23 protein-coding genes are annotated in these 25,723 nt (G+C 70.4%); 15 read left to right on the top strand and 8 right to left on the bottom strand.

Features of this window, described 5'->3' with window-relative positions:
- The first annotated feature begins 56 nt into the window (after positions 1-56).
- Both ACH492_RS15345 and ACH492_RS15340 read left to right on the top strand, forming a co-directional pair.
- On the top strand, positions 57-896 hold the full coding sequence (locus ACH492_RS15345; protein ID WP_398986627.1) for a protein phosphatase 2C domain-containing protein: 840 nt from the start codon (positions 57-59) through the stop codon (positions 894-896).
- Positions 893-2,578: a hypothetical protein gene (locus ACH492_RS15340; protein WP_398986625.1), complete on the top strand. Its 1,686-nt coding sequence runs from the start codon at positions 893-895 to the stop codon at positions 2,576-2,578. Before ACH492_RS15345 ends, ACH492_RS15340 begins: the two co-directional genes overlap by 4 nt.
- Before the next feature lie 11 nt (positions 2,579-2,589).
- Here ACH492_RS15340 and ACH492_RS15335 read toward each other — a convergent pair whose 3' ends face one another.
- From ACH492_RS15335 to ACH492_RS15325, 3 genes are all read right to left on the bottom strand, one after another.
- A complete protein-coding gene (locus ACH492_RS15335; protein ID WP_398986623.1) occupies positions 2,590-3,297 on the bottom strand; it encodes a Crp/Fnr family transcriptional regulator in 708 nt (235 codons plus the stop codon).
- A gap of 17 nt (positions 3,298-3,314) precedes the next feature.
- On the bottom strand, positions 3,315-3,830 hold the full coding sequence (locus ACH492_RS15330; RefSeq protein WP_398986621.1) for a Pycsar system effector family protein: 516 nt from the start codon (positions 3,828-3,830) through the stop codon (positions 3,315-3,317).
- Positions 3,831-3,949: 119 nt separating this feature from the next.
- Complete coding sequence (locus ACH492_RS15325; RefSeq protein ID WP_398986619.1) at positions 3,950-4,624, bottom strand: MerR family transcriptional regulator; 675 nt, start codon at positions 4,622-4,624, stop codon at positions 3,950-3,952.
- Positions 4,625-4,767: 143 nt separating this feature from the next.
- Here ACH492_RS15325 and ACH492_RS15320 point away from each other — a divergent pair, with 143 nt between their 5' ends.
- The 4 genes from ACH492_RS15320 (at position 4,768) to ACH492_RS15305 (ending at position 8,484) form a co-directional block, all read left to right on the top strand.
- Positions 4,768-6,288, top strand: a complete 1,521-nt coding sequence (locus ACH492_RS15320) for a flavin-containing monooxygenase (RefSeq protein ID WP_398987330.1) — start codon at positions 4,768-4,770, stop codon at positions 6,286-6,288.
- Positions 6,285-7,310, top strand: coding sequence for an alpha/beta fold hydrolase (locus ACH492_RS15315; RefSeq protein ID WP_398986617.1), 1,026 nt, complete (start codon positions 6,285-6,287; stop codon positions 7,308-7,310). Before ACH492_RS15320 ends, ACH492_RS15315 begins: the two co-directional genes overlap by 4 nt.
- Positions 7,307-8,197 carry an SDR family oxidoreductase gene (locus ACH492_RS15310; RefSeq protein WP_398986615.1) on the top strand — a complete coding sequence of 297 codons (891 nt, stop codon included), beginning with the start codon at positions 7,307-7,309 and terminating at the stop codon, positions 8,195-8,197. Before ACH492_RS15315 ends, ACH492_RS15310 begins: the two co-directional genes overlap by 4 nt.
- Positions 8,198-8,295: 98 nt before the next feature.
- Complete coding sequence (locus tag ACH492_RS15305) at positions 8,296-8,484, top strand: hypothetical protein (protein ID WP_398986613.1); 189 nt, start codon at positions 8,296-8,298, stop codon at positions 8,482-8,484.
- A gap of 97 nt (positions 8,485-8,581) precedes the next feature.
- Here the strand turns inward: ACH492_RS15305 and ACH492_RS15300 are convergent, their stop codons facing one another.
- Entirely contained in the window at positions 8,582-11,872 is a 3,291-nt protein-coding gene (locus tag ACH492_RS15300) for a S41 family peptidase (protein ID WP_398986611.1), read from the bottom strand.
- 134 nt (positions 11,873-12,006) lie between these two features.
- Between ACH492_RS15300 and ACH492_RS15295 the strand changes: the two genes are divergently transcribed.
- Both ACH492_RS15295 and ACH492_RS15290 read left to right on the top strand, forming a co-directional pair.
- On the top strand, positions 12,007-12,579 hold the full coding sequence (locus ACH492_RS15295) for a TetR/AcrR family transcriptional regulator (RefSeq protein WP_398986609.1): 573 nt from the start codon (positions 12,007-12,009) through the stop codon (positions 12,577-12,579).
- A gap of 124 nt (positions 12,580-12,703) precedes the next feature.
- On the top strand, positions 12,704-14,884 hold the full coding sequence (locus ACH492_RS15290) for an MMPL family transporter (protein WP_398986607.1): 2,181 nt from the start codon (positions 12,704-12,706) through the stop codon (positions 14,882-14,884).
- Between the two features lie 161 nt (positions 14,885-15,045).
- On the opposite strand, the gene ACH492_RS15285 is transcribed toward ACH492_RS15290, so the two are convergent.
- Positions 15,046-15,393 carry an SsgA family sporulation/cell division regulator gene (locus ACH492_RS15285; protein ID WP_356229144.1) on the bottom strand — a complete coding sequence of 116 codons (348 nt, stop codon included), beginning with the start codon at positions 15,391-15,393 and terminating at the stop codon, positions 15,046-15,048.
- Between the two features lie 155 nt (positions 15,394-15,548).
- Between ACH492_RS15285 and ACH492_RS15280 the strand changes: the two genes are divergently transcribed.
- From ACH492_RS15280 to ACH492_RS15260, 5 genes are all read left to right on the top strand, one after another.
- Complete coding sequence (locus ACH492_RS15280; protein WP_398986604.1) at positions 15,549-16,634, top strand: energy-coupling factor ABC transporter permease; 1,086 nt, start codon at positions 15,549-15,551, stop codon at positions 16,632-16,634.
- 1 nt (position 16,635) lies between these two features.
- Positions 16,636-17,397: a cobalt ECF transporter T component CbiQ gene (gene cbiQ / locus ACH492_RS15275; protein WP_398986602.1), complete on the top strand. Its 762-nt coding sequence runs from the start codon at positions 16,636-16,638 to the stop codon at positions 17,395-17,397.
- Positions 17,385-18,152, top strand: a complete 768-nt coding sequence (locus ACH492_RS15270; protein WP_398986600.1) for an energy-coupling factor ABC transporter ATP-binding protein — start codon at positions 17,385-17,387, stop codon at positions 18,150-18,152. The genes cbiQ and ACH492_RS15270 overlap by 13 nt, the downstream gene beginning before the upstream one ends.
- Before the next feature lie 214 nt (positions 18,153-18,366).
- Positions 18,367-19,536, top strand: a complete 1,170-nt coding sequence (locus ACH492_RS15265; protein WP_398986598.1) for a serine hydrolase domain-containing protein — start codon at positions 18,367-18,369, stop codon at positions 19,534-19,536.
- Positions 19,537-19,556: 20 nt separating this feature from the next.
- The gene (locus ACH492_RS15260) at positions 19,557-20,324 is read left to right on the top strand and encodes an SDR family NAD(P)-dependent oxidoreductase (RefSeq protein WP_398987328.1); all 768 of its coding nucleotides are present in this window, start codon (positions 19,557-19,559) and stop codon (positions 20,322-20,324) included.
- 7 nt (positions 20,325-20,331) lie between these two features.
- Here the strand turns inward: ACH492_RS15260 and ACH492_RS15255 are convergent, their stop codons facing one another.
- Entirely contained in the window at positions 20,332-20,769 is a 438-nt protein-coding gene (locus ACH492_RS15255) for a VOC family protein (protein WP_398986596.1), read from the bottom strand.
- A gap of 20 nt (positions 20,770-20,789) precedes the next feature.
- Positions 20,790-21,563, bottom strand: coding sequence for a DUF817 domain-containing protein (locus ACH492_RS15250; RefSeq protein WP_398986594.1), 774 nt, complete (start codon positions 21,561-21,563; stop codon positions 20,790-20,792).
- 396 nt (positions 21,564-21,959) lie between these two features.
- Between ACH492_RS15250 and ACH492_RS15245 the strand changes: the two genes are divergently transcribed.
- The gene (locus ACH492_RS15245; RefSeq protein ID WP_398986592.1) at positions 21,960-22,280 is read left to right on the top strand and encodes a carboxymuconolactone decarboxylase family protein; all 321 of its coding nucleotides are present in this window, start codon (positions 21,960-21,962) and stop codon (positions 22,278-22,280) included.
- 53 nt (positions 22,281-22,333) lie between these two features.
- Here the strand turns inward: ACH492_RS15245 and ACH492_RS15240 are convergent, their stop codons facing one another.
- Entirely contained in the window at positions 22,334-23,974 is a 1,641-nt protein-coding gene (locus tag ACH492_RS15240; protein ID WP_398986590.1) for a penicillin-binding transpeptidase domain-containing protein, read from the bottom strand.
- Positions 23,975-24,314: 340 nt separating this feature from the next.
- Between ACH492_RS15240 and ACH492_RS15235 the strand changes: the two genes are divergently transcribed.
- Complete coding sequence (locus tag ACH492_RS15235; RefSeq protein WP_398986588.1) at positions 24,315-25,688, top strand: NAD-binding protein; 1,374 nt, start codon at positions 24,315-24,317, stop codon at positions 25,686-25,688.
- Positions 25,689-25,723 lie beyond the last annotated feature (35 nt).

Here is a 25,723-nt window from a genome sequence, read left to right as displayed (position 1 = left end):
CGCGGCAACCGCTGCCCGGCCGATGGGACCGGATCGTCCTCGGGCGGGCCGCCGCCGTGCCGGAGCCGAAGCCGCCGCCCGCGGACCCGTACCGCCCGGACACCGTCTTCGACGGGTGGTCCACGCGCTACATCACGGTCCGGCTCGCCTCCGTACGGGGTGACGAGCACCGGTGCAGCGGACGCCCGCGGCAGGACGACATCACGGTCGCCTGGCACGAGAGCACGGAGGCGGTCGTCTTCGCGGTGGCGGACGGAGTGTCCGCCGCCCCGCAGTCGCACATCGGCGCCGCTCTCGCCTGCCGTACCGCCGTCAACGACCTGCTCGGCCAGCTCGACGAGGAACGGGCGGAGCCCGACTGGACGCGCGTGGTGCAGGCCGCCGCCTATCAGCTGCTGATGCGCGTGGCCCGGGTCGGAGAGCCCTCCGAGGAGCATCGCAAGGAGGCCATGGCCCAGCTGGCGACCACCCTGGTGGCAGGCAGGGTCCTCCCACTGCCCGACGGGACTCTCCGGGTCGACCTGGTCCACGTCGGGGACACGGCGGCCTGGCAGCTGGTCGAGGGGCTCTATTACCCCTTGCTGGGCGTGGAGAGCGACGACGAGATTTCGTCTTCCGCGGTGCTGGCGCTGCCGCGGCTGCCGCCGGCGCTCCGTCCGAGGTCGTACCAGCTGCCCGCGGACGGGGTGCTCCTGGTGGGCACCGACGGATTCGGCGTGCCGCTCGGCGACGGCACGGGCATGGTCGGCGAACTGATGGCCACCGGGCTGTCGCATCCGCCGCGGGAGCCCCGCACGCTCGCCCATCTGCTGGACTTCTCCCGGGAGACGTTCGACGACGACCGCACCCTGCTGGCGGTCTGGCCGCGTCATCGCCTCGCGGAAGGGACGCCATGAGCGCCCCCGGCGCGGCACGGGTCCAGCTGGCGGCCCTCGTCAGGGGGGCGCAGCTGGGCAAGGGCGGCCAGGGCACCGTCTGGGCCGTTCAGAAGCGGCTGATCAACGGTGAATGGCCGGTCGTGTACAAGGAGTACGACGGCAAGAGCAGGAGCGAGCTGAGGGCAGACGTACTGGAGCGGATGGTCGCCTTTCTGCCGCGCCAGGCGGACGGGACGGCACGCTGGCTGGGTGAGCACACGGCGTGGCCGGCCGCGTTGGTGAACCAGGGGAACGACGTTCACGGTTTCCTGATGAGGCAGATCCCGGAGGAGTACTTCCGGGTGCTGACGACCTCGCCGGAGAAGAGGACTTCGGGCTTCGAGTTTCTGCTGAACAAGGACGCCTACTTGCGGAAGGTCGTCGGGATCTCGTTCACGCCGCGGCAGCGCTTCCAGCTGCTGCTGGATCTGGCCGAGAAGCTGGACCGGCTGCACGGGCTCGGCGTGGTCGTGGGAGATCTGTCGCCGAAGAACCTGCTGTTCTCGTTGCAGGGCTCGCCCAGCTGCTTCCTGATCGACTGCGACGCGATGGTCCTGAGTGGCCAGTGGGCGCTCAAGCCGGTGCAGACCCCGGGTTGGAGCCTGCCCGGGGCGGAGGAGCCGACGACCCGGGCAGGCGATGTCTACAAGTTCGGTCTGCTCGCCGCCCGGCTGTTCATCGGCGATCAGGTCGGATCGGACGTGGACATCCTGCGGTCGGCCGACCGTGCGGTGGCGCAGCTGGCGGAGCGCAGTCTGGCCGATCAGCCCGCGCAGCGGCCCGCGCTCGCCGACTGGCTCGGTCCGCTGCGCAGCGCTGTGGTCACGGCGCCCGCCAGGTTGTCGCCGCCGGCCGCTCGGCCCACCGCGCCCACGCCCACGGTGGTGAACAGCCCCACGCCCACGCCCACGGTGGTCAACAGCCCGGCATGGACGCCGCCGCGCAGGCGGACCGTACGGACCCCGACCCCGACCCCGGCACCGAACCCGACCCGGACCCCGAGCCGGACGCCGACCCCGGCCTGGACCGTGCCGACCCCGGCCCGAACGCTGACCAGGACTCCGGCCCCCGCGCCGCGCGGGTTGAGCGGCGGCTGGATCTTCTTCCTCCTGCTGCTGATCGCCGCAGGGATCGGTGTCGGCGCCCTGCTGGCGAACGGCGCGCCCTGGGACGACGGCGCCGGCGGATCGTCGTCCGAGGCCCCGGACACGCGTGAGGGACAGGCGAAGAAACTGGAGAGCCTGCTGTGGGAGAACGACGGCACTCGGGGCAGCGTCTCGAAGTCCGTCGAGAGCGTGATGGGCTGTCCGGGGGACAGTGAACTACAGGAGGCGAAAGGGGTGTTCGACGAGGCGGCCGCGAACCGCGACCGGCTGGTCGACGCCGTGGAAGGAGTCGGTCTCGACCAACTGCCCGATGGGCTGACCGCGGATCTGCTGGCCGGCTGGAAGAGCTCGGCAGACGCGGACAGGGCCTACTCCAGGCTGGCCACCGAGGTGGCCGACGGATGCACCACGAGCCTGGTGACGTCCTCGGACGCCTGGGCGGACGCGGACCGCGCCAACGTACAAGCGACGCGCGCGAAGAAGGACTTCGTCGAGGCATGGAACCCGCTGGCCGAGGAGTACGGCCTGCGGACCCTGTCCTGGGACGAGGTGTGACCGTGCCGGGCTCAGGGCGGCCCTTCGCCGCACTCCCGCTTCAGCGCGTCCGGGTTCTCGACGACCAGCCGGTTGCGCCCCGTCGTCACCCAGCCGTTCCCGCGCCACTGCTCGAGGATGCGGCTGACCGTACGGCGGGAGCCGAGCACAAGCCCGGCGAAGTCGTCCTGGGAGAGCGGCAGGGCGATCAGCAGAGCGCCGGAGTCGCTGCGTCTGCCGTATCTCTCGCCGAGATCCAGCAAGAGTGCGGCGAGGCGGGCCTGGATCGCCTCGCCCCCGGTCGAGGTGCGCTGGCTGTCGGCGTCCCGCAACCGCGCGGAGAGTACCTGCTGCATCGCCGCGGCAATGGCCGAGTGGTCACGCGCCGTGCCCCTGAAGGCGCTCGCCGGGATGATCAGCGCTTCCACAGTGGTCAGGGCGGTGAGGGTGGCGGAGCGCGGTCCGCCGTCCAACCCGGCCTGTTCTCCGAGCAGATCACCCGCGTTACGTATGGCGAGTACGGCTTGATAGCCGTCGGCGGAGAGCGCGGTGACCTTCACGCATCCCAGTCTGACGACGAGCAGATGGTCGGTGAGCTCGTTCTCCTGAAGGAGGTGGTCCTTGGCCGCGAACGTCTCGAGATGACCGATGCGGCGCAGGGCGAGCCGGGCGGCGTCGTCGAGCAAGCTCCAGAACGGAACCCGGTTCGACCGGTACCGGTCGGTGTGCCGCGCGGTCATGGACGCTCCTCGAGGTATCAGCCGAACGCGCCGACCACGGCGATCAGGACACCGCCCGCCATCGCGCAGCCGAGGGACTGCCGGACCCTGCGGTGCTTGATCCACAGGATTTCGCTCATGGTCACCAGCTGACGGGTCAGGGCCGGGAGGGGATCGTGCCGACCGAGCTGTTCGGCGAGCTGCTCGGGAGTCCAGTGGCGCAAGTGTCCGTAGAAGATGAACTGACCCTGCGTGGGCGCCGACCGGCCCTGGTGGGCATGGCGCGGGAGCACGACGAGGACCGCGAGCGCGGCGGAGAGCCCCAGCAGGAGAACGCCGAGCCACAGACCGATTTCCGCTGCGAGCCCGGACAGCGCGCTCAGCCTGCGGCCGGACCCCGACATGGCGGCGACACCTGCCAGCGCGGCCGACTCCATGGCGAGGGCGAAGGACGCTTTGGCGTCGACGTTGCGGATCCATTCGCCGAGCGTGGTGTGGATCTGCCACGCGGTCCTGACCGCTTCCTCCCGCGACACCGGTTCCCCCTGTGGCACGCGGTTTCCTCCGCATCCTCAACTGTGGTCGTGGTCCATCGCACCATAGCCATGGATACCCGCGCCGGTCATGAACTCCCGCTGCGGCACCGCACTTTGATCAGAAGTGATCAAAGTGATCAGTGGGGGCCGGACTCGGTCGGGCCGGACTCGGGCAGCTTGCGCAGGCGCCGGTCCAGCGCCATCGAAAGTTCCGCGTCCACCACGCTCTTCGCCAGCGGCCGCAGCCTGTCCACCTGATCCTGAGAGGTGTGGGCGCGCAGCATCTCGAGGAAGAGTTCCGCCAGCTCGTCCGCGTGGGCGCGGACCCGTTGGCCCGCTTCCAGGACCGTCGCCAGTGGGACGCCTTCGCGGACCAGAGCGGATGAGACGTCCAGCAGGCGGCGGCTGATGTGGACGATCTCGTCGCCGTCCGTCGCCAGATAGCCGAGGTCCAGCGCGGCCGCCAGGTTCTCCGCGGTGACCTCGCCCTCGAAGTAGTCGGCGAGTTCCTGGGGGGTGAGGCGGACCGGCTCCTCCTCGGTGGGGGCGCCGAGGCCCAGGACGTCACCGACGTCGCGGCCGCTCTCGAAGGCGGTGGCGAGATCGGCGATGCCGTTGAGGGTGTGGCCACGTTCCAGCAGGGCGGCGATCGTACGGAGCCGGGCCAGGTGGTGCTCGTCGTACCAGGCGATACGGCCCTCGCGGCGGGGCGGCGGGATCAGCCCGCGCTCGCGGTAGAAGCGCAAGGTGCGCACCGTGATGCCGGCCTCCTTGGCCAGCTCCTCCATGCGGTACTCGCGTCCGTCTGCCACGGGGGAAGCCTATGTTGTACCACCGGTAACTTGTCGGGTCCTGCCCCTACCGCTCGGTAAGACACTGCTCTACTCTCCCCATCATGCCAGTGATTGCTGGCGTGGTCTGGCAGGGTTATGACGTTCCAGCGGGAGGCGGCGGCATGGGCCGGCAGCACGAGCACGTACGGGTGGCGGTGATCGGATCCGGATTCGGCGGCCTGGGGGCCGCGGTCCGGCTGCGCCGCGAGGGGATCACCGACTTCGTCGTCCTGGAACGGGCGGACTCGGTCGGCGGGACCTGGCGGGACAACAGCTATCCGGGGTGCGCATGCGACGTGCCGTCGCACCTCTACTCGTTCTCCTTCGCGCCCAACCCCGACTGGCCGCGCACCTTCTCCGGGCAGGAACACATCCGCGCGTATCTGGAGCATGTCGCGGACACCTTCCGGCTCCGTTCCCACATCCGCTTCAACCATGAAGTGCTGATGATGCGCTGGGACAACGACGAGCTGCGCTGGGAGATCGAGACCTCGCGGGGCACGCTCACCGCCGATGTCGTCGTCTCGGCGACCGGTCCGCTGTCCGACCCGAAAATGCCGGAGATCGACGGTCTGGCCGGCTTCCCCGGGAAGGTCTTCCACTCCTCCCGCTGGGACCACGACTACGACCTGCGCGGCAAGCGCGTCGCGATGATCGGGACCGGCGCTTCGGCGATCCAGATCGTGCCGTCGATCCAGCCGGAGGTCGGGAAGCTGACGCTCTTCCAGCGGACCCCGCCGTGGGTGATGCCGCGGATGGACCGGGCGATCGGCGGGGCCGAGCGCTGGCTGCACCGGCAGCTGCCGTTCACCGGTTCGGCGCGGCGCGGACTGCTCTGGGGGATCAGGGAGTTGCAGGTCAGCGCGTTCACCAAGCGGCCGAAGGAACTTGGACTCGTCGAGTCGCTCGCCAAGGCCAATATGGCCAAGGCCATCAAGGATCCGGCCCTGCGGGCCAAGTTGACGCCCTCGTACCGTATCGGCTGCAAGCGGATCCTGCTGTCGAGCGAGTACTACCCGGCGCTGGTGAAGCCCAATGTGGATGTGGTGGCTTCGGGGCTGGTGGAGGTGCGGGGATCGACGGTCGTCGCTGCCGACGGTACGGAAGCCGAGGTCGACGCGATCATCTTCGGCACCGGCTTCCATGTGACCGACCTGCCCATCGCCGAGCGAGTGGTCGGAGTCGACGGGATCACGCTCGCGGAGGCGTGGAAGGACGGGATGGAGTCGCTGCGCGGCGCCACCGCGGCCGGCTTCCCCAACTGGATGTCGATCATCGGCCCCAACACGGGCCTCGGAAACTCCTCGATGATCCTTATGATCGAGTCGCAGCTGAACTACATGGCCGACTACATGCGGCAGTTGAATGTGCTTGGCGGGCGTGCGGCGCTGGCCGTCCGGCCGTCCGCGGTGGGCGCGTGGAACCGGCGGGTGCAGGAGCGGATGGAGCGGACGGTGTGGAAGTCCGGCGGCTGCAACAGCTGGTACCTGGACGCGAATGGGCGCAACACCACGCTGTGGCCGGGAACGACGGGTGAGTTCCGGAAGGCAACGCGTGAGGTGGATCTCGCGGAGTACGAGGTCGTCCGGATGCCTGCGAAGTCCGCGCCGGCTGTCGAGGCAACCGCGGAGGCCGTGCGATGAGCCGGCCCAGCCCGACGAGCCAGCCCGGTCAGACGAGCCGGCCCGGTCAGACGAGCCAGCCTGGTCAGACGAGCCAGCCTGGTCAGACGAGCCAGCCTGGTCAGACGAGCCGGACTCTGACCGCCGTCTCCGCCGACGGGTCGACGATCCATGTCGAGGTGTACGGCCCGGACGGCGCGCCCGCCGTCGTCCTCGCCCACGGCTGGACCTGTTCCACGCTCTTCTGGGCCGCCCAGATAAGGGAGTTGGCGGGCGACCACCGGGTCGTCGTCTACGACCAGCGCGGCCACGGCCGTACCCCGTTCGCCGCGGTCGGTACGGACCTCCTCGCCGACGACCTGGAAGCGGTGCTCGGCGCCGTACTTGCTCCCGGCGAGAAGGCCCTGCTCGCCGGGCACTCCATGGGCGGGATGACCCTGATGGCCGCGTCCGGGCGGGCTGCCTTCGCGGAGCACGCGGCCGCGGTGCTGCTGTGCAGTACGGGCAGTTCGCGGCTGGTCGAGGAGTCGCTGGTACTGCCGATGCGCGCCGGGCGGCTGCGGACCCGGATCACTCGGATGGTTCTCGGGGCGCGGGCTCCGCTCGGACCGGTGACGCCGGTCTCCAAGCGGATCCTCAAGTACGCGACGATGGGCCCCGGTTCGGCGCCGGAACGGGTGGCGGAGTGCGCCCGTATCGTGCACGCCTGCCCGCGGCCGTCCCGGGTGGCCTGGGCGCATGTGCTCGCGGAGCTCGATCTCGCCACGGGCGTGCGGGAGTTGCGGGTGCCGTCGGTCGTGGTGGCGGGCACCGCGGACCGGCTCACCCCGATGGTGCACGCGCGGCGGCTGGCCGCAGAGCTGCCCGACTGCCGTGAGGTGGTGGAGCTTGCCGGGATGGGCCATATGACGCCGGTGGAGGCCCCGGAGGTGGTCACCGCGAAGATCCGCGAGCTGGTGGCTACGTTTGTGAACGCGGATGCGACGGCGAACGCGGATGCGACGGCGAGCGCGAACGCGAAGGCGAAGGAGGAGGCTGCATGAGCAGGACGAGCCTGGAGGGGCAGGTCGCGGTCGTCACCGGCGCGGCGCGGGGCGTGGGCGAGCTGCTCGCCCGCAAGCTCTCGGCGCGCGGCGCGAAGGTGGCGCTGGTGGGCCTCGAGCCGGACGAGCTGAAGCAGGTCTCGGGCAGGCTGCACACCGAGAGCGACTGGTGGCATGCGGATGTGACCGACCACGAGGCGATGGCGCAGGTCGCGCAGGAGGTCAAGGAGCGCTTCGGCAAGGTCGACATCGTCGTCGCGAACGCGGGCGTGGCGTCGGGCGGTCCCTTCGTGGACTCGGATCCCGCCGCGTGGCGGCGGGTGATCGAGGTGAATCTGATCGGGAGCGCGGTCACGGGCCGGGCGTTCCTGCCGGTGCTCATTGAGAGCCGAGGGTACTTCCTGCAGATCGCGTCACTGGCCGCGATCACTCCGGCACCGATGATGACGGCGTACTGCGCGTCCAAGTCGGGCGTGGAGGCCTTCGCCCACAGCCTGCGGGCGGAGGTCGGGTACAAGGGCGTGCGAGTGGGTGTCGGCTATCTGTCCTGGACGGATACGGACATGGTGCGCGGGGCCGACCAGGACGAGGTGATGCGGGAGCTGCGGCAGCGGCTGCCCTGGCCGTCGAACCGTACGTATCCGCTGGGCCCGGCGGTGGACCGGATCGTGGCCGGGATCGAGCGACGGTCCGCGCATGTGTACGCGCAGTGGTGGCTGCGCGGGATGCAGTCGGTGCGGGGCTGTCTGCCGGGGCTCATCGGGGTGGTCGGCCAGCGGGAGATGCGGCGTTTCGAGCCGCGGTTGCGGGAGGTCGGAAAGGGGCTCGTGGGGGCGGGCGGGGCGGCGGACGAGGCGGCGCGGAACGCGAGTACGCAGCGTCAGTGATCGAAATGCGAGGCATGTCCAAGAGTGTCACGCTGGTGTAGAGGCACAGGGGGCGTGCTGACCCCCGCCCTCCTCACACCTTCTAGGAGTGAACGTTCATGGGCATCGCAGACCAGTTCAAGGACAAGGCCGACGCGCTCGAGGAGCGGGCGCAGAAGGCCGAGGGGGGCGCGAAGAAGAAAACGGCGAAGCGGTCTCCCAAGCCGGAGGAAGGGCCCCGGGAGCGGACCACCGAACAGGCCATGCAGGACGCCGAGGACAAGTTCAGGCAGGACTACGACATCTGAATCCACGCAGCGAAGGGGCGCACCCGTGCCGACGGGCTGCGCCCCTCTTGCGTGCGGGGGTGCCCCGGGTGCGAGGTGCCCCGGGTGCGAGGTGCCCTCACGCCCCCCGCGGCGGCAGCTTCGGACGCCGGAGGTCCGGGGCCTGGGAGTAGTCCGGGGGCTCCGCCGCCGGGTGGGTCTTCAGGAGGTCCAGGGCCAGTTGGATCGCGTCGTCCAGCTGGACGTGACGGCCCTCCGCCCAGTCCAGGGGGGTGCGCAGCGCGTCCAGGTCCGGGTCCACGCCGTGGTTTTCGATGGACCAGCCGTACGCGTCGAACCATGCCGCGTTCATCGGGACCGTGATCACCGTGCCGTCGCCCAGGCGGTGGCGGCCCGTCATGCCCACCACGCCGCCCCAGGTGCGGCTGCCCACCACCGGGCCCAGGTCCAGCAGTTTGAAGGCCGCGGTGATCATGTCGCCGTCCGACGACGTCGCCTCGTCGGCAAGGGCGACAATGGGGCCGCGCGGGGCGTTCGACGCGTACGAAACCGGCTGGGCGTTGCGCGTCAGGTCCCAGCCGAGGATCTTCCGCGTCAGCTTCTCCACGACCAGTTCGCTGATGTGGCCGCCCGCATTGCCGCGTACGTCCACGAGCAGTGCAGGCCGGGACACTTCGAGCCGCAGATCGCGGTTGAACTGCGCCCAGCCCGACCCGCCCATGTCCGGGATGTGCAGATACCCGCACTTGTCGCCGCTCAACTCCCGTACCACCTCGCGGCGTTTGGCCACCCAGTCCTGGTACCGCAGCGGCCGCTCGTCCACCAGCGGGACGATCGCCACCCGCCGGGCGTGCCCCTCGCCCTCCGCCGGCTGGAAGGTCAGCTCGACCGTCGTGCCGCCCGCCGCCGAGAGCATCGGGTAGGGGCCCGTCACCGGGTCCACGGGGCGGCCGTCGATATGAGTGAGGATCGCGCCCTCGCGGATGCCCGTGCCGGCCAGCGGCGAACGCGCCTTGGAGTCGGACGATTCGCCCGGCAGGATCCGTTGGATCAGCCAATTCCCGTCCCGGCAGACCAGGTTCGCGCCCAGCAGGCCCATCGCCCGCTGGTAGTGCGGTGGTCCTTCGTTGCGCCGCGCGGGCGTGACGAACGCATGGGACGTGCCCAGCTCGCCCAGCACTTCACGCAGCAGATCCGCGAACTCGTCCGGCGACGCGACCCGTTCGACCAGCGGTCGGTATTGGTCGAGTACCGCGTCCCAGTCGATGCCGCACATCCCCGGCTCCCAGAAGTACGCGCGGATGATGCGGCCCGCCTCCCCGTACGCCTGTCGCCATTCGGACGGCGGGTCCACCTCGTGCTGGATCCGGCGCAGGTCCATATAGACCGTCGAGTCGCTGTCCCCGGACTCGGTGGCCGGGACCGCGCGCAGCTCCCCGTCGTCCACGACCACCAGCCGGCTGCCGTCGCCGCTGACCGCGAACCAGTCGAGATGGCCGACCAGTTCGGTCTTGCGGGCCTTGGTGATGTCGAAGTGCTCCAGCGTGGGGCGGCCCGAGGTGTCCGCGGGGTTGGCGAACGTCTCACCGAGAGCCCCGGAGATCGGCCAGCGCAGCCAGACCAGCCCGCCGCCGCTGACCGGATGGAGCGCCGAGTACTTGGAGGCGGTGACGGGGAAGGGAGTGACCCGGTCCGCCAGCCCCTCGACCTCGACCATGACCGTGCCGTCGCCCTCCTCGGATTCGTCCAGCGGGTCGAGCCCGCCCGCCGCGGGCCGCCCGTCCGGCAGTAGCGCGAAGGGCGAAGGCGTCGCGGACGACAGCGGTACGAGATAGGGGCGGCAGCCCAGCGGGAAGGACAGGTCCCCGGTGTGCACGTCGTACACCGGGTCGAAGCCCCGCCAGGACAGGAAGGCGAGATAGCGGCCGTCGCGCGTGAAGACCGGATTCTCGTCCTCGAAGCGGCCGTTGGTGACGTCGACGATCGTACGGTCCTTGATGCGGGCCATCTTGATCTGCCGCAGCGAGCGGCCGATGCCGGGCTGCGACCAGGTGAGCCAGGCGCCGTCCGGCGAGAAGGCCAGGTCGCGGACCGGCCCGTTGGTGGAGCGGATCAGCTCCGTCACCTCCCCGCCCCCCGAACCTCCGGCCCGGGAGGTGCCCTCTGCCTCCTCCTCGGTCACGTCGAGCAGCAGCAGCCGGCCGTCGTTCGACGCGATCGCGAGCCGCTCCCCGTCCGGGTCCGACACCATTTCGTGGACACGTCCCAGCTCCCCCGAGGCCAGCCGGCGCGGCTCCCGTTCGCCGCTCGCCCGTGGCAGATACGCGATCTCGACGGCGTCCTCGCCGTCCGCGCTCGTGACATAGGCGACCTGGACGCCGCTGCCGAGCATCTCCGGCAGCCGGACCCGTACGCCCGGGGTGTCAGCGATCGTGCGCGCCGGACCGTCGCGGTGTGTGAGCCAGTACAGGCTGCCGCGTACGTTGACGGCGCTGGCCCGCCCGGTCGTGTCGACCGAGATCGCGTCCACGTGGCTGGAGGCGGGCACCTGGTAGGCGCGGCGTCCGGCGCGCGGGCCCCCGAGCCGTACCTCCAGCTTGCGCGGTACCGCGTCCGGCGCCGTCAGATCGTCGACGATCCACACCTCACCCGCGCACTGGTACACAACCCTGCGACCGTCGCTCGAGGCGTGCCGGGCATAGAAGGCGTCATGGTCGGTGTGGCGCCGGAGATCGGTCCCGTCGGGTCGGCAGGAGTAGAGATTGCCGACGCCCTCGTGGTCGGAGAGGAACGCGATACGCCCCGAGACGAACATCGGGCAGTCCAGGTGGCCGTTCAGATCCGCGAGCAGCCGCTCCCCGTGCAGCCAGAGCCGGCCCGTCGCTCCGCCCCGGTACCGCTTCCACGCGGCCGGTTCGTGCGGCGGCTTGCCGGTGAGGAGCAGCGAGCGGTGCTCTCCCTCGATGTCCGCGACCTGGATGTCCGACGTCGGGCCCCAGGGGAGCCGCCGGCCGGGGGAGCCGTCGGTGGCCACCTTGTAGGCCCACGAGAAGTACGAGAAGGGCTGGCCGTGCGAGGAGACGGCCAGGATGTTGCCGTCCGGGTCCCAGCCGCAGACCCGGGTGTCGGTGGAGCCCCAGTAGGTCAGCCGCCTTGCCGGCCCGCCGGCCACCGGCGCCAGATGTATCTCCGGGTCGAGGCTGCGCCAGGTCGTGTAAGCGATGTGCGCGCCGTCGGGGGAGAAGCGCGGATGGCTGATTCTGGTCCGGTCGACGGTGACCCGCCAGGCGCGGCCCGGCCTGTGCCCTGCGGGCACCAGGGGCGCGATCCAGAGATCGTCCTCGGTGGCGAAGCACAGCAAGTCCTCGTGCAGGTGCGGAAAACGGAGATACGCGACGTCGTCACTCACCCCCCAATGCTTTCGGTGTCGGGAGGGTGCGGCAACTTGTGACGCAGAACACGACCGAAACGATTTCGTTTCGCAGAGGCTCCGGGCTATCTTCGTACTGTACGAAACCGTTTCGTTCAGGTTGGAGGTCGACCATGGCAGGCAGCAGGATCACGCCCGAGCGCGAGGCGGAATTGTACGAAGCCGTGCTCGACCTGCTCCGTGAGGCGGGCTACGACGGCCTCACCATGGACGCCATCGCGACCCGTACCCGTTCCAGCAAGGCCACCCTCTACCGCCAGTGGCGGAGCAAGCCGGAGCTGGTTGCCCGCGCGCTGCGCCACGACAAGCCGGTGAGCATCGCGGAGATCGACACCGGCTCCCTGCGCGGCGACTTCCTTGCGATGGTCGACCGCATGGACGACTGCCAGATGGAGAAGGACTCCGCGCTGATGCGGGGTCTGGCCCATGCCATCCACGACAACCCCGACCTCCACAAGGCGCTGCGGGACCTGCTGATCGACCCGGAGATGACCGGGCTCGACGCACTGCTGCAGCGCGCCGTGGACCGGGGCGAACTCCCCGCGGACGCGCCCGCGCTGAGCTACGTCCCGCACATGCTGGTCGGAGCTTTCATCGCTCGCCCGCTGATCGAGGACCGGTCGGTCGACCGGGCCTTCCTCGCCGCCTACATCGATGCCGTGGTTCTCCCCGCACTCGGCATCTGATCTCCCCGCACTTCCCCGCAGCACCCCTCCCCGCACCACCCAGCACAGCACCTGACGCGCGCCGCTCTCGTCGTCGGGCCGGCTCCCCATGCCCTGTTCGCCTCACACTCGGGAGTACGCCCTCGTGGCCACGTTCCTCTACAAACTCGGGCGGTCCGCCTTCCGGCGCCGCCGCCTCGTCGCCCTGCTGTGGGTGGCGCTGCTGGCGCTGGCCGGAGTCGGCGCGGCCACCGCGTCCACCGCCACCTCGTCGTCCTTCTCGATGCCGGGAACGGAGGCGCAGAAGGCCTTCGACCTGCTGGAAGAGCGCTTCCCCGGGGCCAGCCCCGACGGCGCGACCGCCCGGGTCGTCTTCAAGGCGCCCGACGGCCGCAAGATGACCGAACCGGCAAACAAGGCCGAGGTGAACAAGGCGGTCGCCGCGCTGAAGGCCGGGTCCGACCAGGTCACCTCCGTCACCGACCCGTTCGCCGCCAAGGCCGTCTCCAAGGACGGCGGCACGGCGTATATATCGGTCACGTACAAGGTCAGCGGGATGGAGCTGACCGACAAGACGCGCGAGGCGCTGAAAGAGACCGGCACCCAGGCGCGCGAGAGCGGGCTGACCGTCGAGATCGGCGGCGACGCGCTGCAGGCCGCCCCGGAGACCGGGTCGGGCGAGATCATCGGTGTCTCCATCGCCGCGGTCGTCCTCGTCATCACCTTCGGCTCGCTGGTCGCCGCCGGACTTCCGCTGCTCACCGCGATCATCGGCGTCGGCATCGGGATCTCCACGATCACCGCGCTGGCGAACGTCCTCGACCTGGGCTCCACCACCTCGACGCTCGCGACGATGATCGGCCTCGCGGTCGGCATCGACTACGCGCTCTTCATCGTCTCCCGCTACCGCGCCGAACTCGCCGAGGGCCGCGGACGTGAGGAAGCGGCAGGACGGGCCGTCGGCACCGCCGGTTCCGCTGTCGTCTTCGCGGGCCTGACCGTGGTCATCGCGCTCGTCGGCCTCGCCGTCGTCAACATCCCGATGCTCACCAAGATGGGCTTCGCGGCCGCCGGAACGGTCGTGATCGCGGTCCTGATCGCGCTCACCCTGATCCCCGCGCTGCTCGGCTTCGCCGGCAAGCGGGTGCTCGGCCGCAAGGTCCGCAAGGGCAAGGAGACGAGCGACAAGCCGAACATGGGCACCCGCTGGTCCCGCTTCGTCCTGCGCCGCCCGGTCACCGTGCTGCTCGCCGGTGTGGTGGGCCTGGGCGCGATAGCCATACCCGCCTCCTCGCTGGAGATGGGCCTGCCCGACGACGGCGCGCAGCCGGTCAGCACCACGCAGCGCAAGGCCTACGACCTGCTGTCCGACGGCTTCGGCCCCGGCTTCAACGGCCCGCTGCTGGTCGTCGTCGACGGCGACAAGGCCACGGCCGACCGTACGGTCAAGGACATCAAGGACCTCGACGGCGTCGTGGCCGTCACCCCGCCGACCTTCAACAAGTCCGGCGACACCGCGATGATCACGGTCGTACCGAAGGACAGGCCGTCCTCGGTCGAGACCGAGGACCTCGTCCACTCCATCCGGGCCGACAGCGGCGAAGAGGTGCTGGTCACCGGCGCGACGGCGATGAACATCGACTTCTCGCAGAAGATGAACGACGCGCTGCTGCCCTATCTCGCGCTCGTCGTCGGACTCGCCTTCCTGCTGCTGATGGTGGTCTTCCGCTCGGTCCTGGTCCCCCTGAAGGCGGCCCTCGGCTTCCTGCTCTCGGTCGTCGCGGCGCTCGGCGCGGTCGTCGCCGTCTTCCAGTGGGGCTGGCTCGGCTCGCTGTTCGGCGTGGAGCAGACCGGCCCGATCATGTCGATGATGCCGATCTTCATGGTGGGCGTCGTCTTCGGTCTCGCCATGGACTACGAGGTCTTCCTGGTCACGCGCATGCGTGAGGCGTTCGTTCACGGTCAGCGACCCGGCGAGGCGATCGTCACCGGCTTCAAGCACGGAGCGCGTGTGGTCACGGCGGCGGCCGTGATCATGATCGCCGTCTTCTCCGGCTTCATCGGCTCCAGTGACCAGATGATCAAGATGATCGGCTTCGGCCTCGCGATCGCGGTCTTCTTCGACGCGTTCGTGGTCAGGATGGCGATCGTGCCGGCGGTGCTGGCGCTGCTGGGTCACAAGGCGTGGTGGCTGCCGCGCTGGCTGGACCGGGCGCTGCCCAATGTGGACGTGGAGGGCGAGAAGCTGCACAAGGAGCTCGCCGACCGTCCCGAGGGCGCCGACCCCGAGGACCCGGACGAGGAGCGGCAGTTGGTACGCGTCTGACGCATACGCGCCTGACGCACAAGGCCCCGGGGGTGCGACTTGAGGGGCGCGGCGTAGCCGCTCCAGTGGAGCCGGTGCTTGCACCGGGGGAGCGCGCGCCCCCGGTAGCGCGACGGCACCGTGGGGACGGGGGCCATCGCGGAACACAGTGGCCGTGCTCGTCACCCGTGGGTGACGGGTGCGGCCACCGCGTATGTGTGGCGCAGGAAGCGGATCAGCGACTTGGAGTCGAACTGCACCACCGCTACGCCATCCGGGGTATGGAACTCCACAACCGCCTGGACCCGGCCGCAGGGCCAGATCTCGACATCGCCCCGGCGGGCGGGCGCGCGCAGCCCCGTCTCCAGCAGTTCACGGGGGAAGGTCCACTCGCGGCCGCTGGGGAAAGCGAAGCGCACCGAATCCGGGCTGTCGCCGGGGTCGTAGCGGAGGGCGACGCGGACGGACCGGTGCTGCGGAGCGTCGGTGACGATCCGGGCCAATGCGTAATCTTCGACGACTGTGGACATTGCCCGCTCCTCACATTCGCCTGCCTTGTCCTCTAATGTCCCATATTTCGGGGCGGAGGCTCGAACGTTATTCGTGACAGACACGCTCTTGCGAACTGTTTGCAATAAGGCACTATCATTGAACAGTTATTCATCTGTCCGAAGCGGAGCCCGACATGCATGTCCCCGACGGATTCATCAACGCCCCGGTATCGGTGGCCGCCGGAGTCGCAGCCGCCGGTGCCGTCGCCGTCAGCCTGCGCGGCGCCCGCCGTGAGCTGGGTGCATCCCCGGTCGCGCTCGCCGGCGCCGAGCGGACCGCGCCGCTGGCCGGGCTGGTCGCGGCGTTCATCTTCGCCGTACAGATGCTGAACTTTCCTGTGGCGGCCGGCACCAGCGGACATCTGCTGGGCGGCGCGCTCGCCGCGATCCTCGTCGGCCCTTATACCGGCGTGCTCTGCATAGCCGTCGTCCTCCTGATGCAGGGCATCCTGTTCGCGGACGGCGGCCTCACCGCGCTCGGCGTGAACATCACCGTCATGGGCGTGGTCACGGTCGTCGTCGCGTACGCGCTCTTCCGCGGCCTGGTCAAGGTGCTGCCGCGGACCCGCCGCTCGATCACCGTCGCGTCCTTCGTCGCCGCGCTCGCATCCGTACCGGCCGCCGCCGGCGCCTTCACTCTGATCTACGCCATCGGCGGGACGACGAACGTGCCCGTCGGCAAGGTCCTCACCGCGATGGTCGGCGTCCATGTCCTGATCGGCATCGGCGAGGCCGTGATCACCATGCTGACCGTCGGCGCCGTCATCGCTGTCCGGCCCGACCTGGTCTACGGCGCGCGGGGTCTGTCCACCCCGCTCAAGCTGCGCGTCGGCGGCGAACTGGTCGACGCCGAGCCCGCCGCCGCGCCCGCACCCGCGCCGGTCGCCGCCCGCTCTCCGAAGAAGGTCTGGGCCACCGGCCTGGTCACCGCCCTCGTCCTCGCGGGCTTCGTCTCCTTCTACGCCTCCGCCAGCCCCGACGGCCTGGAGAGGGTCGCCACCGACCAGGGCATCGACAAGAACGTCGAGGAGCATGCCGCCGTCGGCTCCCCGCTCGCCGACTACGGCGTCAAGGACGTCTCGAACGCCCGGATTTCCGGCGGTCTCGCGGGCGTCATCGGCGTCGGCGCGACGGTCGTGGTGGGCAGCGGGGTCTTCTACGCAGTGCGCCGACGCCGTACGGACGAGCCCGCATCCGCCCCCGTACGCGAGACCGTCTGACATGGGGGCCGGCCACACCCACAAGCTCTTCCGGCACGGGCACTCGCCCGTCCACGCCCTGCCTCCGCACTGCAAGCTCGTGGCCGTCTTCTGCTTCGTGCTCGTCGTGGTCTCCACACCGCGCGAGGCAGTGTGGGCTTTCGGCCTGTACGCGGCGCTGCTCGCCGCGGTCGCGGCCGTCGCCCGCATCCCCGCCGGATTCCTGCTGCGCCGTCTGCTGATCGAGATCCCGTTCGTGGCCTTCGCGCTGCTGATGCCGTTCGTGGTGCCGGGCGAGCAGGTCTCCGTACTGGGCATCTCGCTGAGCGTCCCCGGCCTGTGGGGCGCGTGGAACATCCTCGCCAAGGGGACGCTCGGCGTCGCCGCGTCCGTGATCCTGGCCTCGACGACCGAGCTGCGTTCGCTGCTGCTCGGACTGCAGCGGCTCAAACTGCCGCCGATGCTGGTCCAGATCGCGTCCTTCATGATCCGTTACGGCGATGTCATCACCGACGAGATGCGCCGGATGTCGATCGCGCGCAGGTCGCGCGGCTTCGAGGCGCGCGGAGTGCGCCACTGGGGCGTCCTCGCCAAGTCCGCGGGCGCGCTCTTCATCCGCTCCTACGAGCGCGGCGAGCGCGTCCATCTGGCGATGGTGAGCAGGGGGTACGCGGGGACCATGCCGGTCATCGACCAGGTGACCGCCTCCCGGACCCAGTGGTCGTACGCCGTGGCCCTCCCGCTGACCGCGCTCGCCGTCTGTCTGCTGGGATGGACCCTATGACTGCGTCTCTTGCGTCTCCTGCGTCTCTTGAAGTGCGGGGCCTCGCCTACGCCTACCCCGACGGCCATCAGGCGCTTTTCGGCGTCGATCTGACGGTCGGGCGCGGGGAGCGGGTCGCCCTGCTCGGGCCCAACGGCGCGGGCAAGACCACGCTCGTCCTGCACCTCAACGGCATCCTGGCGGGCGGTGTCGGCTCGGTGTCGGTCGCGGGCCTGCCGGTCGCCAAGGCGAATCTCGCCGAGATCCGCCGCCGGGTCGGCATCGTCTTCCAGGACCCGGACGACCAGCTGTTCATGCCGACGGTCCGGGAGGACGTGGCCTTCGGCCCGGCGTCGTCGGGCCTGCGCGGCGCGGAGCTGGAGGCGCGGGTCGCATCGGCCCTGACCCAGGTGGGCATGGCGGAGTACGCGGACCGGCCGCCGCACCATCTCTCCTTCGGCCAGCGCCGCCGGGTCGCGGTGGCCACGGTTCTCGCAATGGAGCCGGAGATCCTCGTACTCGACGAGCCCTCGTCCAACCTCGACCCGGCGTCGCGGCGCGAACTGGCCGACATCCTGCGGTCGTTGGACGTCACCGTGCTGATGGTCACGCACGACCTGCCGTACGCGCTGGAGCTGTGCCCGAGGGCGGTGGTGCTCAGCGAGGGCGTGATCGCGGCGGACGGGCTTACGCGGGAGCTGCTGGGAGACGATGACCTGATGCGGGCGCACCGGCTGGAGCTGCCGTTCGGCTTCAACCCCCGGGCGACGGTCTGACCGGGGCTCCGCCCCGCACCCCGCGCCTCAATCTCCCCCCGGACGAAGTCTGGGGGAGATTGAGGACAACGCCCCAGGGCGTTCGGGGGTCTGGGGGCTTGCCCCCAGTTCGGGGAGTGGGGGTCCCCCCACGCCCGCCAGGGCGTAGGGGGAGGGTCGGGGAACAACCCACCCCCCGCGGTGCCGCGGCGCACCCCACCCGCACCATGGAGGCATGAGAACCGCAGTCCAGGGCACCGTGGCCGCCGGCTTCGAGCCGGTCCGGCACGCCTTCGTACGCAACTTCCAGCAGCGCGGCGACCGCGGCGCTGCCGTCGCCGTCTACCAGGACGGGCGAAAGGTCGTCGACCTGTGGGCCGGCAGCCGGGACGTGGACGGGCACGAGCCGTGGGCCGTGGACACCGCGCAGGTCGTCCGTTCCGCGACCAAGGGCATCGCCGCGGCCGTCGTGCTGCTGCTCCACCAGCGCGGCCAGATCGACCTGGACGCCCCGGTCGGCACGTACTGGCCGGAGTTCAAGGCGGCCGGCAAGGAGCGGGTCGTCGTACGCCAGTTGCTCGCGCACCGCGCCGGGCTGCCGGTCCTCGAACGCCCGCTCACCCCGACCGAGGCGGCCGACGGCGTGACCGGCCCCGCGAGGATCGCCGCGCAGCGCCCCGTCTGGGAGCCCGGCACCGACCACGGATACCACGCGCAGACGTACAGCTGGCTGCTCGGCGAACTGGTCCGCCGCGTCACCGGCCGCACCATCGGCCGCTGGGTCGCCGAGGAGATCGCCCGCCCGCTCGGCCTCGACTTCTGGATCGGGCTGCCCGATGACGAGGCGGGCCGGGTGGGCCGCATCGGTCCGGTCGATGAGCCCGCCGCGGCCGACGGCGGCGGCCTAAAGCTGCGCCCCAAGCCCGCCGTCTCCGAGGCCTACCGCAACCCCGAGTCCCTCACCCGCCGCGCCTTCGGGGCGATCGACCCGGCCCTGGACGAGAACGACCCGGCATTCCGCGCCGCCGAACTCCCCGCGTCCAGCGGCGTCTCCACCGCCCGCGCGCTGGCCCGCTTCTACGCGTCGACGATCGGCGAGGTCGACGGCGGCCCCCGGCTCTTCGCCCCGGCCACTCTCACGCTCGCCCGCACGGAGGAATCGGCGGGCCCCGACCGCGTCCTGGTCGTCCCCACCCGCTTCGGCCTCGGCTACATGCTGCACGGCCCCGCATCCCCGCTGCTCGGCCCCGGCTCCTTCGGCCACCCCGGCCGCGGCGGCTCGCTCGGCTTCGCCGACCCCGAGTCGGGCATCGCGCTCGGCTACGCAACCAACGGCATGCGCAAGGGAGTTACGGCGGATCCGCGGGCCCAGGCGCTGATCAGAGCGGTACGTTCAGCGATATGAGCAGCCGGATGAGCAGCCGGATGGGACGTTTCGAGGGGCACGGCGTACTGATCACGGGCGCGGCGCGCGGCATCGGCGAGGCGACCGCGCGCAGGCTCGCCTCCGAAGGAGCCCGGGTCCTCGTCACCGACGTGGACGCCGAGCGCGCCGCGAAGACGGCCCGGGACATCCCGGGGGCCGCGTCCTTCGGCTGTGACGTCGCCGACCGTACGGCGGTCGAAGCGGCCGTCGCGTACGCCGTCGAGCGCTTCGGCACCCTGGACGTGCTGGTCAACAACGCCTTCTCGTGCAGCCTCGACACCCCGATGTTCGAGGACCAGCCGGACGACACCTGGCACCTGGACCTGGACATCAGCCTGACCGGCGCCTTCCGGTGCGCCCGCGCCGCGCTGCCCCACCTCGCCGCGTCGGGTCGCGGCGCGATCGTCAACATCGGCTCCGTCAACGGCGAGCAGGACTTCGGCAACCACGCCTACAGCGCGGCCAAGGCCGGCCTGGCCTCGCTGACCCGCACCCTGGCGGGCGACGCGGCAGCCCGCGGCGTCCGCGTCAACCAGGTCAACCCCGGCACGGTCCGCACGCCCTCCTGGTCCGGGCGCGAGGCACAGCTCGACGCGATGAGCTGCCTCTATCCGCTGGGCCGGGTCGGCGAGCCGGAGGACATCGCGGCCGCGGTGGCGTTCCTGGCCTCGCGCGACGCGGCCTGGATCACGGGCACGACGCTGCGCGTCGACGGCGGACTGCTCGCGGTGAACACGGCGTTCGGCCAGGCCCTGGCAGGGGAGTGACCCGCATTCACTGCGCCGGTCCGGCGGCCACGCAGAACTCATTGCCCTCCGGGTCGGCCATCACGATGTGATGGCCGTCGAACTCCTCCAGGACGCTCCCCCCGGCCTTCACCAGCCGCTCGGACTCGGCCCGTATCCTCGCCCACCGCTCCTCGGGGCTGCCGTGACCAGGCACGCGGATGTCCATATGGAGCCGGTTCTTCGCGGTCTTCGGCTCGGGCACCTTGAGAATGCACAGCCGGGGCCCGACGCCGTCGGGATCGCAGAGCCACGCCCCGTCGTCCTCGTCCTCGTCGTCGTCCAGGTCGAACTGCGCGAGCCACTCCTCGCGGGTCTTGAAGGGAGCGGGCGGCGGCTCGTCGATGTACCCCAGCGCCGGTTTCCAGAACTCCGCGAGCAGCTGCGCGTCCGTACAGTCGAGCGTCAAATCGATTCTGGCTGCCATGACTGGACCGTACTGCCCGCCTATGACAATCGATGCTCTGCACGGCGCTGCCCGGCCGCCAGCACGAACGTGACGGAGATCAGCAGCGCCCAGGCCCCGAACTTCGCCACGGACACCGGCTGCCAGCCGGTGAGCTGGTCCGGATAGCTCCAGGCCCCCGCGTACGTGGCGATGTTCTCCGCGACCCAGAGGAAGAAGCCGATGAGCACGAACGACAGGGCCAGCGGCATCCGGTACTCCTGCGCCCCGACGCGGAAGCGCACCCAGGTCCCGGCGGTCGCGCACAGCAGCGCGGCGGCCAGCGCCCAGCGGACGTCGGGCAGCCAGTGGTGGCTGAAGAAGTTCAGATAGACCGCACCGGCGAGCGCAGCCATGATCCGCGGCCGGTAGCCGTCAAGGCGCAGCTCGAACAGATGCCAGGCGCGGCAGACGTAACTGCCCACCGCCGCGTACAGAAAACCGCCGTAGAGCGGCACACCGGCGACCTTCGTCAGCGCCTCCTCCGGGTAACTCCAGGACCCCATCCGCACCTTGACCAGCTCGAAGAGCAACCCGATGAGATGGCATCCGGCGATCACCGCGGTGTCACGCGCGCTGTCCCAGCCGAGCTTCCTGGCCAGCGCCGCGAGCAGGATTCCGTACAGCAGCACCAGGTCGTAGCGCGCGATCGGCAGCTCGGGCAGCAAGCCGGAGACCGCGATGCCGCCGACGAGCGCGAAGGCGAAGGCGCAGCAGCGGGCCTGAAGCCAGCCGAAGCGGAGCAGCTGACGTGTCCAGTGCGTGATCGTCCCCATGGGGGGAAGGACGCCCGGAGCACGTCCCGCGGTTCGATCAGCGGTTCGATCGGCGGTCCGGGTGGGTCAGCTCGCGCACAGCATCAGGCCGATGCCCACGACCACCAGCTCCGCCGCCGCGATCCTCGGACCGCCGAACCGCTCCTTGTCGCCGCGCGGTTTCGCCCCGTCCTCCTCGCCTGGACGCCCCGACGTTCACAGCGCACTTGGCCGCACCGCGCGGGCCCGCAGGTTCCGTCCCATTGCCCCCATCTGCCGCCCTCCTGGGACCATCCCCTCGACAGGCAATCCGCGGGAAACGGACTTACGGTCGAGCAGTGGACGCTGCACCGAGATGCGGAGCCCTTGCTTCCGTCCGCTCATCCTCGTCACGACACCAACAGGAGACGACCCGCCATGGCCACAGCATCTGAAACCCCGGTACTGGACACCCTCGCCGCGATGACCGTCGACTCGGTTGAGCGGTGCGGGCTGACCCCGGACACGTTCATGCTCACCCGCATCGCGGCCCTCGCTGCCTCGGACGCTCCGCCGATCTCCTACGTCGCCAACATCGACCCCGCCATGCAGGCCGGTATGACCGCCGACCAGCTGCAGGACGTCCTGGTCGCCATCGCCCCCATCGTGGGCACAGCTCGCGTCATGACGGCAGCCGGCAACATCGCCAAAGCACTGAGCATCGAGATCGCCGTCGCCGACGCCCAGGGCCGAGCGTAGAGACGTCGCTCTAGCTCTGGAGCCACCACCGCTCTCCCGGGGGAGACGGGCCGTCAGCGAGCGTTCAGCACCTGGGCGACCACCGGTCCCGCCGCGTCGCCGCCGTGCCCGCCGGACTGCACGACCGCGGCCGCGGCCAGGTCGTCGGCGTACCCGGTGAACCAGCTGTTGGACTTGCCCTGTCCGTCGACCTCCGCGGAGCCGGTCTTGGCGCCCTTGTCGCCGCCGACCGCGGCCATCGCGGACTGGCCTGTTCCGTACTGCGCGGTGGCACGCATCATTTCGCGCAGCGCCTGGGCGATGGAGCCGGGCAGCGGCTCTGCCTTGGCCAGCTCACGGTTGTCGAGGGACTGCGGGACGATCACCGGCTGGCGGAAGCCGCCGCTCTTCGCGGTGGCGGTGATGGACGCCATGTTGAGGGCGTTCATCGTGATCTTGCCCTGCCCGATGTACGAGGCGGCGGTCTCCGCACCGGCCGACTCGGGCACAGTGCCGTCGACGGAGACGATGCCCGTCTGCCAGTCGAGGCCGATGCCGAAGTACTTACGGGCGGTGTCGCCCAGCGCCGTACCGGCGATGTTCTTCTCGGTGAGGGGCTTGACGGCCTTGATGAAGGCCGTGTTGCACGAACGGCGGAAGCTGTCCTTGAAAGTGCCGCCCTTGATCTCGAACTTCTTGAGATTCTCGAACGTCACCCCCTCCCACGAGACGGTGGGCGGACACTCCACCTTCGCTCCTGGGCCTCCCACGATCCCGTTGTCCATCATCATCGTCGCGGTCACGATCTTCATCGTGGAACCGGGCGCCTGCGCGCCCATCATGGCCGTGTTGTAGCCCTCGGCCGGGCTGTTGGCGACGGCCCTGATCTCGCCCGTGCTGGGCTTCATCGCGACAACCGAGGCGTGGCTGTACTTCTTCACCGCCGTCTCGGCCGCCGCCTGCACATCCGCGTCCAGGGTGGTCTTGAGCGTGCCCTCCTTGCCCTTGGTCAGGGTCAGCAGGGTCTGGTCGGGCGTGGACTCGTTCGTGGACGTGATGGCCAGTTCGACGCCGGCGGTGCCGCCCGCGTCCTCGCCGTACTTCTTGCGCAGCGAGTCCAGAATCGGCCCGAGCGACGGGTACTTCTCCTTCGTCAGCTCCCGGTCCTCGCGGTCCACGGCCTTGATCGGCGGGGCCGACGCCTTGTCCGTCCTGAGGGTGGTGCCCTTCGTCAGCTTCGGGTGGACGACGGTCGGCGCCCAGTTGACCAGTGGCCTGCCGGTGGTCAGCCCGCGAACCACGGTCAGCTCGGAGGAGTACGCCCAGGGCCTGCTCTGCCCCTCGTACGTCACCGTCGCCCTGACCGTGAACGGCACCTTGGCGCCGACCGCCTTCCCCGGCGTGATCACGGCCTCGGAGACGTGAGCCTGCTCGCGGTACCCGGCGATCAGCGGCTCGGCCTCCGCCGCGTTGTTGGTCAGTTGCGCGGCGTCCGGCGCGTTGCCCCCCGCCCACGCGGCCAGAAAGCCCTTCGCGGTCTTGTCGATCTCATCGGCGTCCGGCGGCCCGGTCTTCTTGGGCGCGGATGCGGACTTGGTGTCCGCGCCGTCCCCGCCGGTCAGCCCGCTGTACAGGTTGTAGCCGCCGTAGCCCACGCCACTGGCGACCACCAGGAATACGCCGCCGACGACGGCAACCTTCGCTCCACTGCGCATCTGTGCAGTCCCCCTCCCCAGGAGCTCCTTGACTGCGCCTATTGAAAAGCGTGTTCAAGGACATGCAACCCGTGCACTCTACGGGACAGGGGTGACAGGAGTGTCGGCCGTTATCGGACCGCGACGCCCTGGCCCGGTTCCAGACAGGAGGGCCTCATCCGCCACCTTGGACTCAGAGGCATCTCCTCGGCGCAGCTGACCGAGGTGCAGACCATCGCCCCGGTCGTCCTTGTGCAGTCGTACAACCAATGGCTCCGTGATGTCAGACACAGGGACGAGCACACAGGCGGTCCGCGCCCCTAGCGTTCTCACCACCCGAGAGGTGAGGGAGTACGTAGCGATGCCCGAGAGCGCAGCGCCACAGCAGTACTTCGTGGTGATCGGCAGCGACATGGCGCGCAGGGTATGCGGTCTGCTGCAGTCGGCCGGACACCTCGTGCGCCACCTCGACCGTCCCACCGACGAGGATCTGCGCCGGGCCCTGCGGCGGGAGGTGGCCGGCGTCGCGGTGCTCCTCGAGGACGACGTCGAGTCCTTGCGCTACGCGCTCGCCGTCGAGCACATCCGCCCCAACGTCAAGCTGGTCGTGACGGTCTTCGACCGGACGGTCAGCGAGCAGCTCCTGCGCGTACTCCCGAACTGCCAGGTCACCTCGCCGGCCGATGTCGCCGCACCCGTTCTCCTGGCCGCCTGCCTCCAGCCGGGTCTGCTGAGCCTCACCCGGACACCCGCGGGCCACACAGCCGCCCGCTGGCACGACGACGCTGTGCACCTGGAGCCGTGGCGGCCCCCACGCTCGCTGCGATACCGGGCCCGGCTGGGCAGGATCCGAGGGCAGCTGCGACCGCACGACGGCAGCTCGCGGATCATGCTGACGGGTCTGGCCGGGCTGCTCACGGTGCTGCTGGCCGACTGGGCCTGGGCCGTGGCCTTCCACCACCGCTCGCCCGTCGCGGCGCTGTTCGAAGCAGCGCGAACAGTATCCGCCGTCGGCCCCGCAGCCGCCCATGGCTCGGACGCCTATCTGGCGTTCTCTGCCGTCGCGATGCTCGTCACCATTGTTTTCACTGCGGTCTTCACCGCGGGCATGGTCGATCGCCTGCTGGGGCCGCGCGCGGTAGGCATCGTGGGCTCTCGTGCCCTGCCGCGGGCCGGGCATGTGGTCGTCGTCGGGCTCGGACAGGTCGGCCTGCGCCTGTGCACCCAGCTGCAGGCTCTGGGCATCGGCGTGATCGCGGTCGAGCGGAATCCGGCCGCGCCGAACCTGCGCCTGGCCAGGGCGCTGGGCGTGCCCGTGGTCGTCGCCGACGCGACCGACCGGTTCGTGCTGAGCACGCTCTGTCTGCCGCAGGCCCAGGCGCTGGCTGCCGTGGCCTCCGACGACCTGGACAACATCGCCGTATCGGTGGCGGCACTGGCCGTCGCGCCCGAGTTGCGCGTGGTCATGCGTGCGGGCGAGCACGAGGCCATCGCGGAGACCCGCTCCCTGTTCCGGATCGGCGATGTCCACGACCTCAACAGCTTGACCGCCGCGTATACGACCGCGAGCCTGAGCGGGCTGCGGCCGCGGGGCGTCGTGACACACGGCAAGCGGCTGCTCGTGCAGCGCGGGGACGGGGCTTTCGTGCCGTGGCCACTGGCAGACCGCTGCGATCACCCGCAGGAAGGCGACGTCCGCGCCCAGATCGCCGCCGCCGCGCATCTCCCCGGCTGACATCCGACCACCTGGCCGCCAATGTTCCAACAGCC

The organism is Streptomyces sp. NPDC019443 (genome assembly GCF_044389785.1).
Lineage (GTDB): Bacteria > Actinomycetota > Actinomycetes > Streptomycetales > Streptomycetaceae > Streptomyces.
The sequence above is the reverse complement of the archived record's forward strand: the minus strand, read 5'-3'. Positions and strand labels throughout refer to the sequence as shown.

Coding starts and splice junctions, on each gene's coding strand:
- ACH492_RS15340 (WP_398986625.1), top strand. CDS start 893: ATGAGCGCCCCCGGCGCGGCACGGGTCCAGCTGGCGGCCCTCGTCAGG.
- ACH492_RS15335 (WP_398986623.1), bottom strand. CDS start 3,297: ATGACCGCGCGGCACACCGACCGGTACCGGTCGAACCGGGTTCCGTTC.
- ACH492_RS15320 (WP_398987330.1), top strand. CDS start 4,768: ATGGGCCGGCAGCACGAGCACGTACGGGTGGCGGTGATCGGATCCGGA.
- ACH492_RS15315 (WP_398986617.1), top strand. CDS start 6,285: ATGAGCCGGCCCAGCCCGACGAGCCAGCCCGGTCAGACGAGCCGGCCC.
- ACH492_RS15310 (WP_398986615.1), top strand. CDS start 7,307: ATGAGCAGGACGAGCCTGGAGGGGCAGGTCGCGGTCGTCACCGGCGCG.
- ACH492_RS15305 (WP_398986613.1), top strand. CDS start 8,296: ATGGGCATCGCAGACCAGTTCAAGGACAAGGCCGACGCGCTCGAGGAG.
- ACH492_RS15295 (WP_398986609.1), top strand. CDS start 12,007: ATGGCAGGCAGCAGGATCACGCCCGAGCGCGAGGCGGAATTGTACGAA.
- ACH492_RS15285 (WP_356229144.1), bottom strand. CDS start 15,393: ATGTCCACAGTCGTCGAAGATTACGCATTGGCCCGGATCGTCACCGAC.
- ACH492_RS15280 (WP_398986604.1), top strand. CDS start 15,549: ATGCATGTCCCCGACGGATTCATCAACGCCCCGGTATCGGTGGCCGCC.
- cbiQ (WP_398986602.1), top strand. CDS start 16,636: ATGGGGGCCGGCCACACCCACAAGCTCTTCCGGCACGGGCACTCGCCC.
- ACH492_RS15270 (WP_398986600.1), top strand. CDS start 17,385: ATGGACCCTATGACTGCGTCTCTTGCGTCTCCTGCGTCTCTTGAAGTG.
- ACH492_RS15265 (WP_398986598.1), top strand. CDS start 18,367: ATGAGAACCGCAGTCCAGGGCACCGTGGCCGCCGGCTTCGAGCCGGTC.
- ACH492_RS15260 (WP_398987328.1), top strand. CDS start 19,557: ATGGGACGTTTCGAGGGGCACGGCGTACTGATCACGGGCGCGGCGCGC.
- ACH492_RS15255 (WP_398986596.1), bottom strand. CDS start 20,769: ATGGCAGCCAGAATCGATTTGACGCTCGACTGTACGGACGCGCAGCTG.
- ACH492_RS15250 (WP_398986594.1), bottom strand. CDS start 21,563: ATGGGGACGATCACGCACTGGACACGTCAGCTGCTCCGCTTCGGCTGG.
- ACH492_RS15245 (WP_398986592.1), top strand. CDS start 21,960: ATGGCCACAGCATCTGAAACCCCGGTACTGGACACCCTCGCCGCGATG.
- ACH492_RS15240 (WP_398986590.1), bottom strand. CDS start 23,974: ATGCGCAGTGGAGCGAAGGTTGCCGTCGTCGGCGGCGTATTCCTGGTG.
- ACH492_RS15235 (WP_398986588.1), top strand. CDS start 24,315: ATGCCCGAGAGCGCAGCGCCACAGCAGTACTTCGTGGTGATCGGCAGC.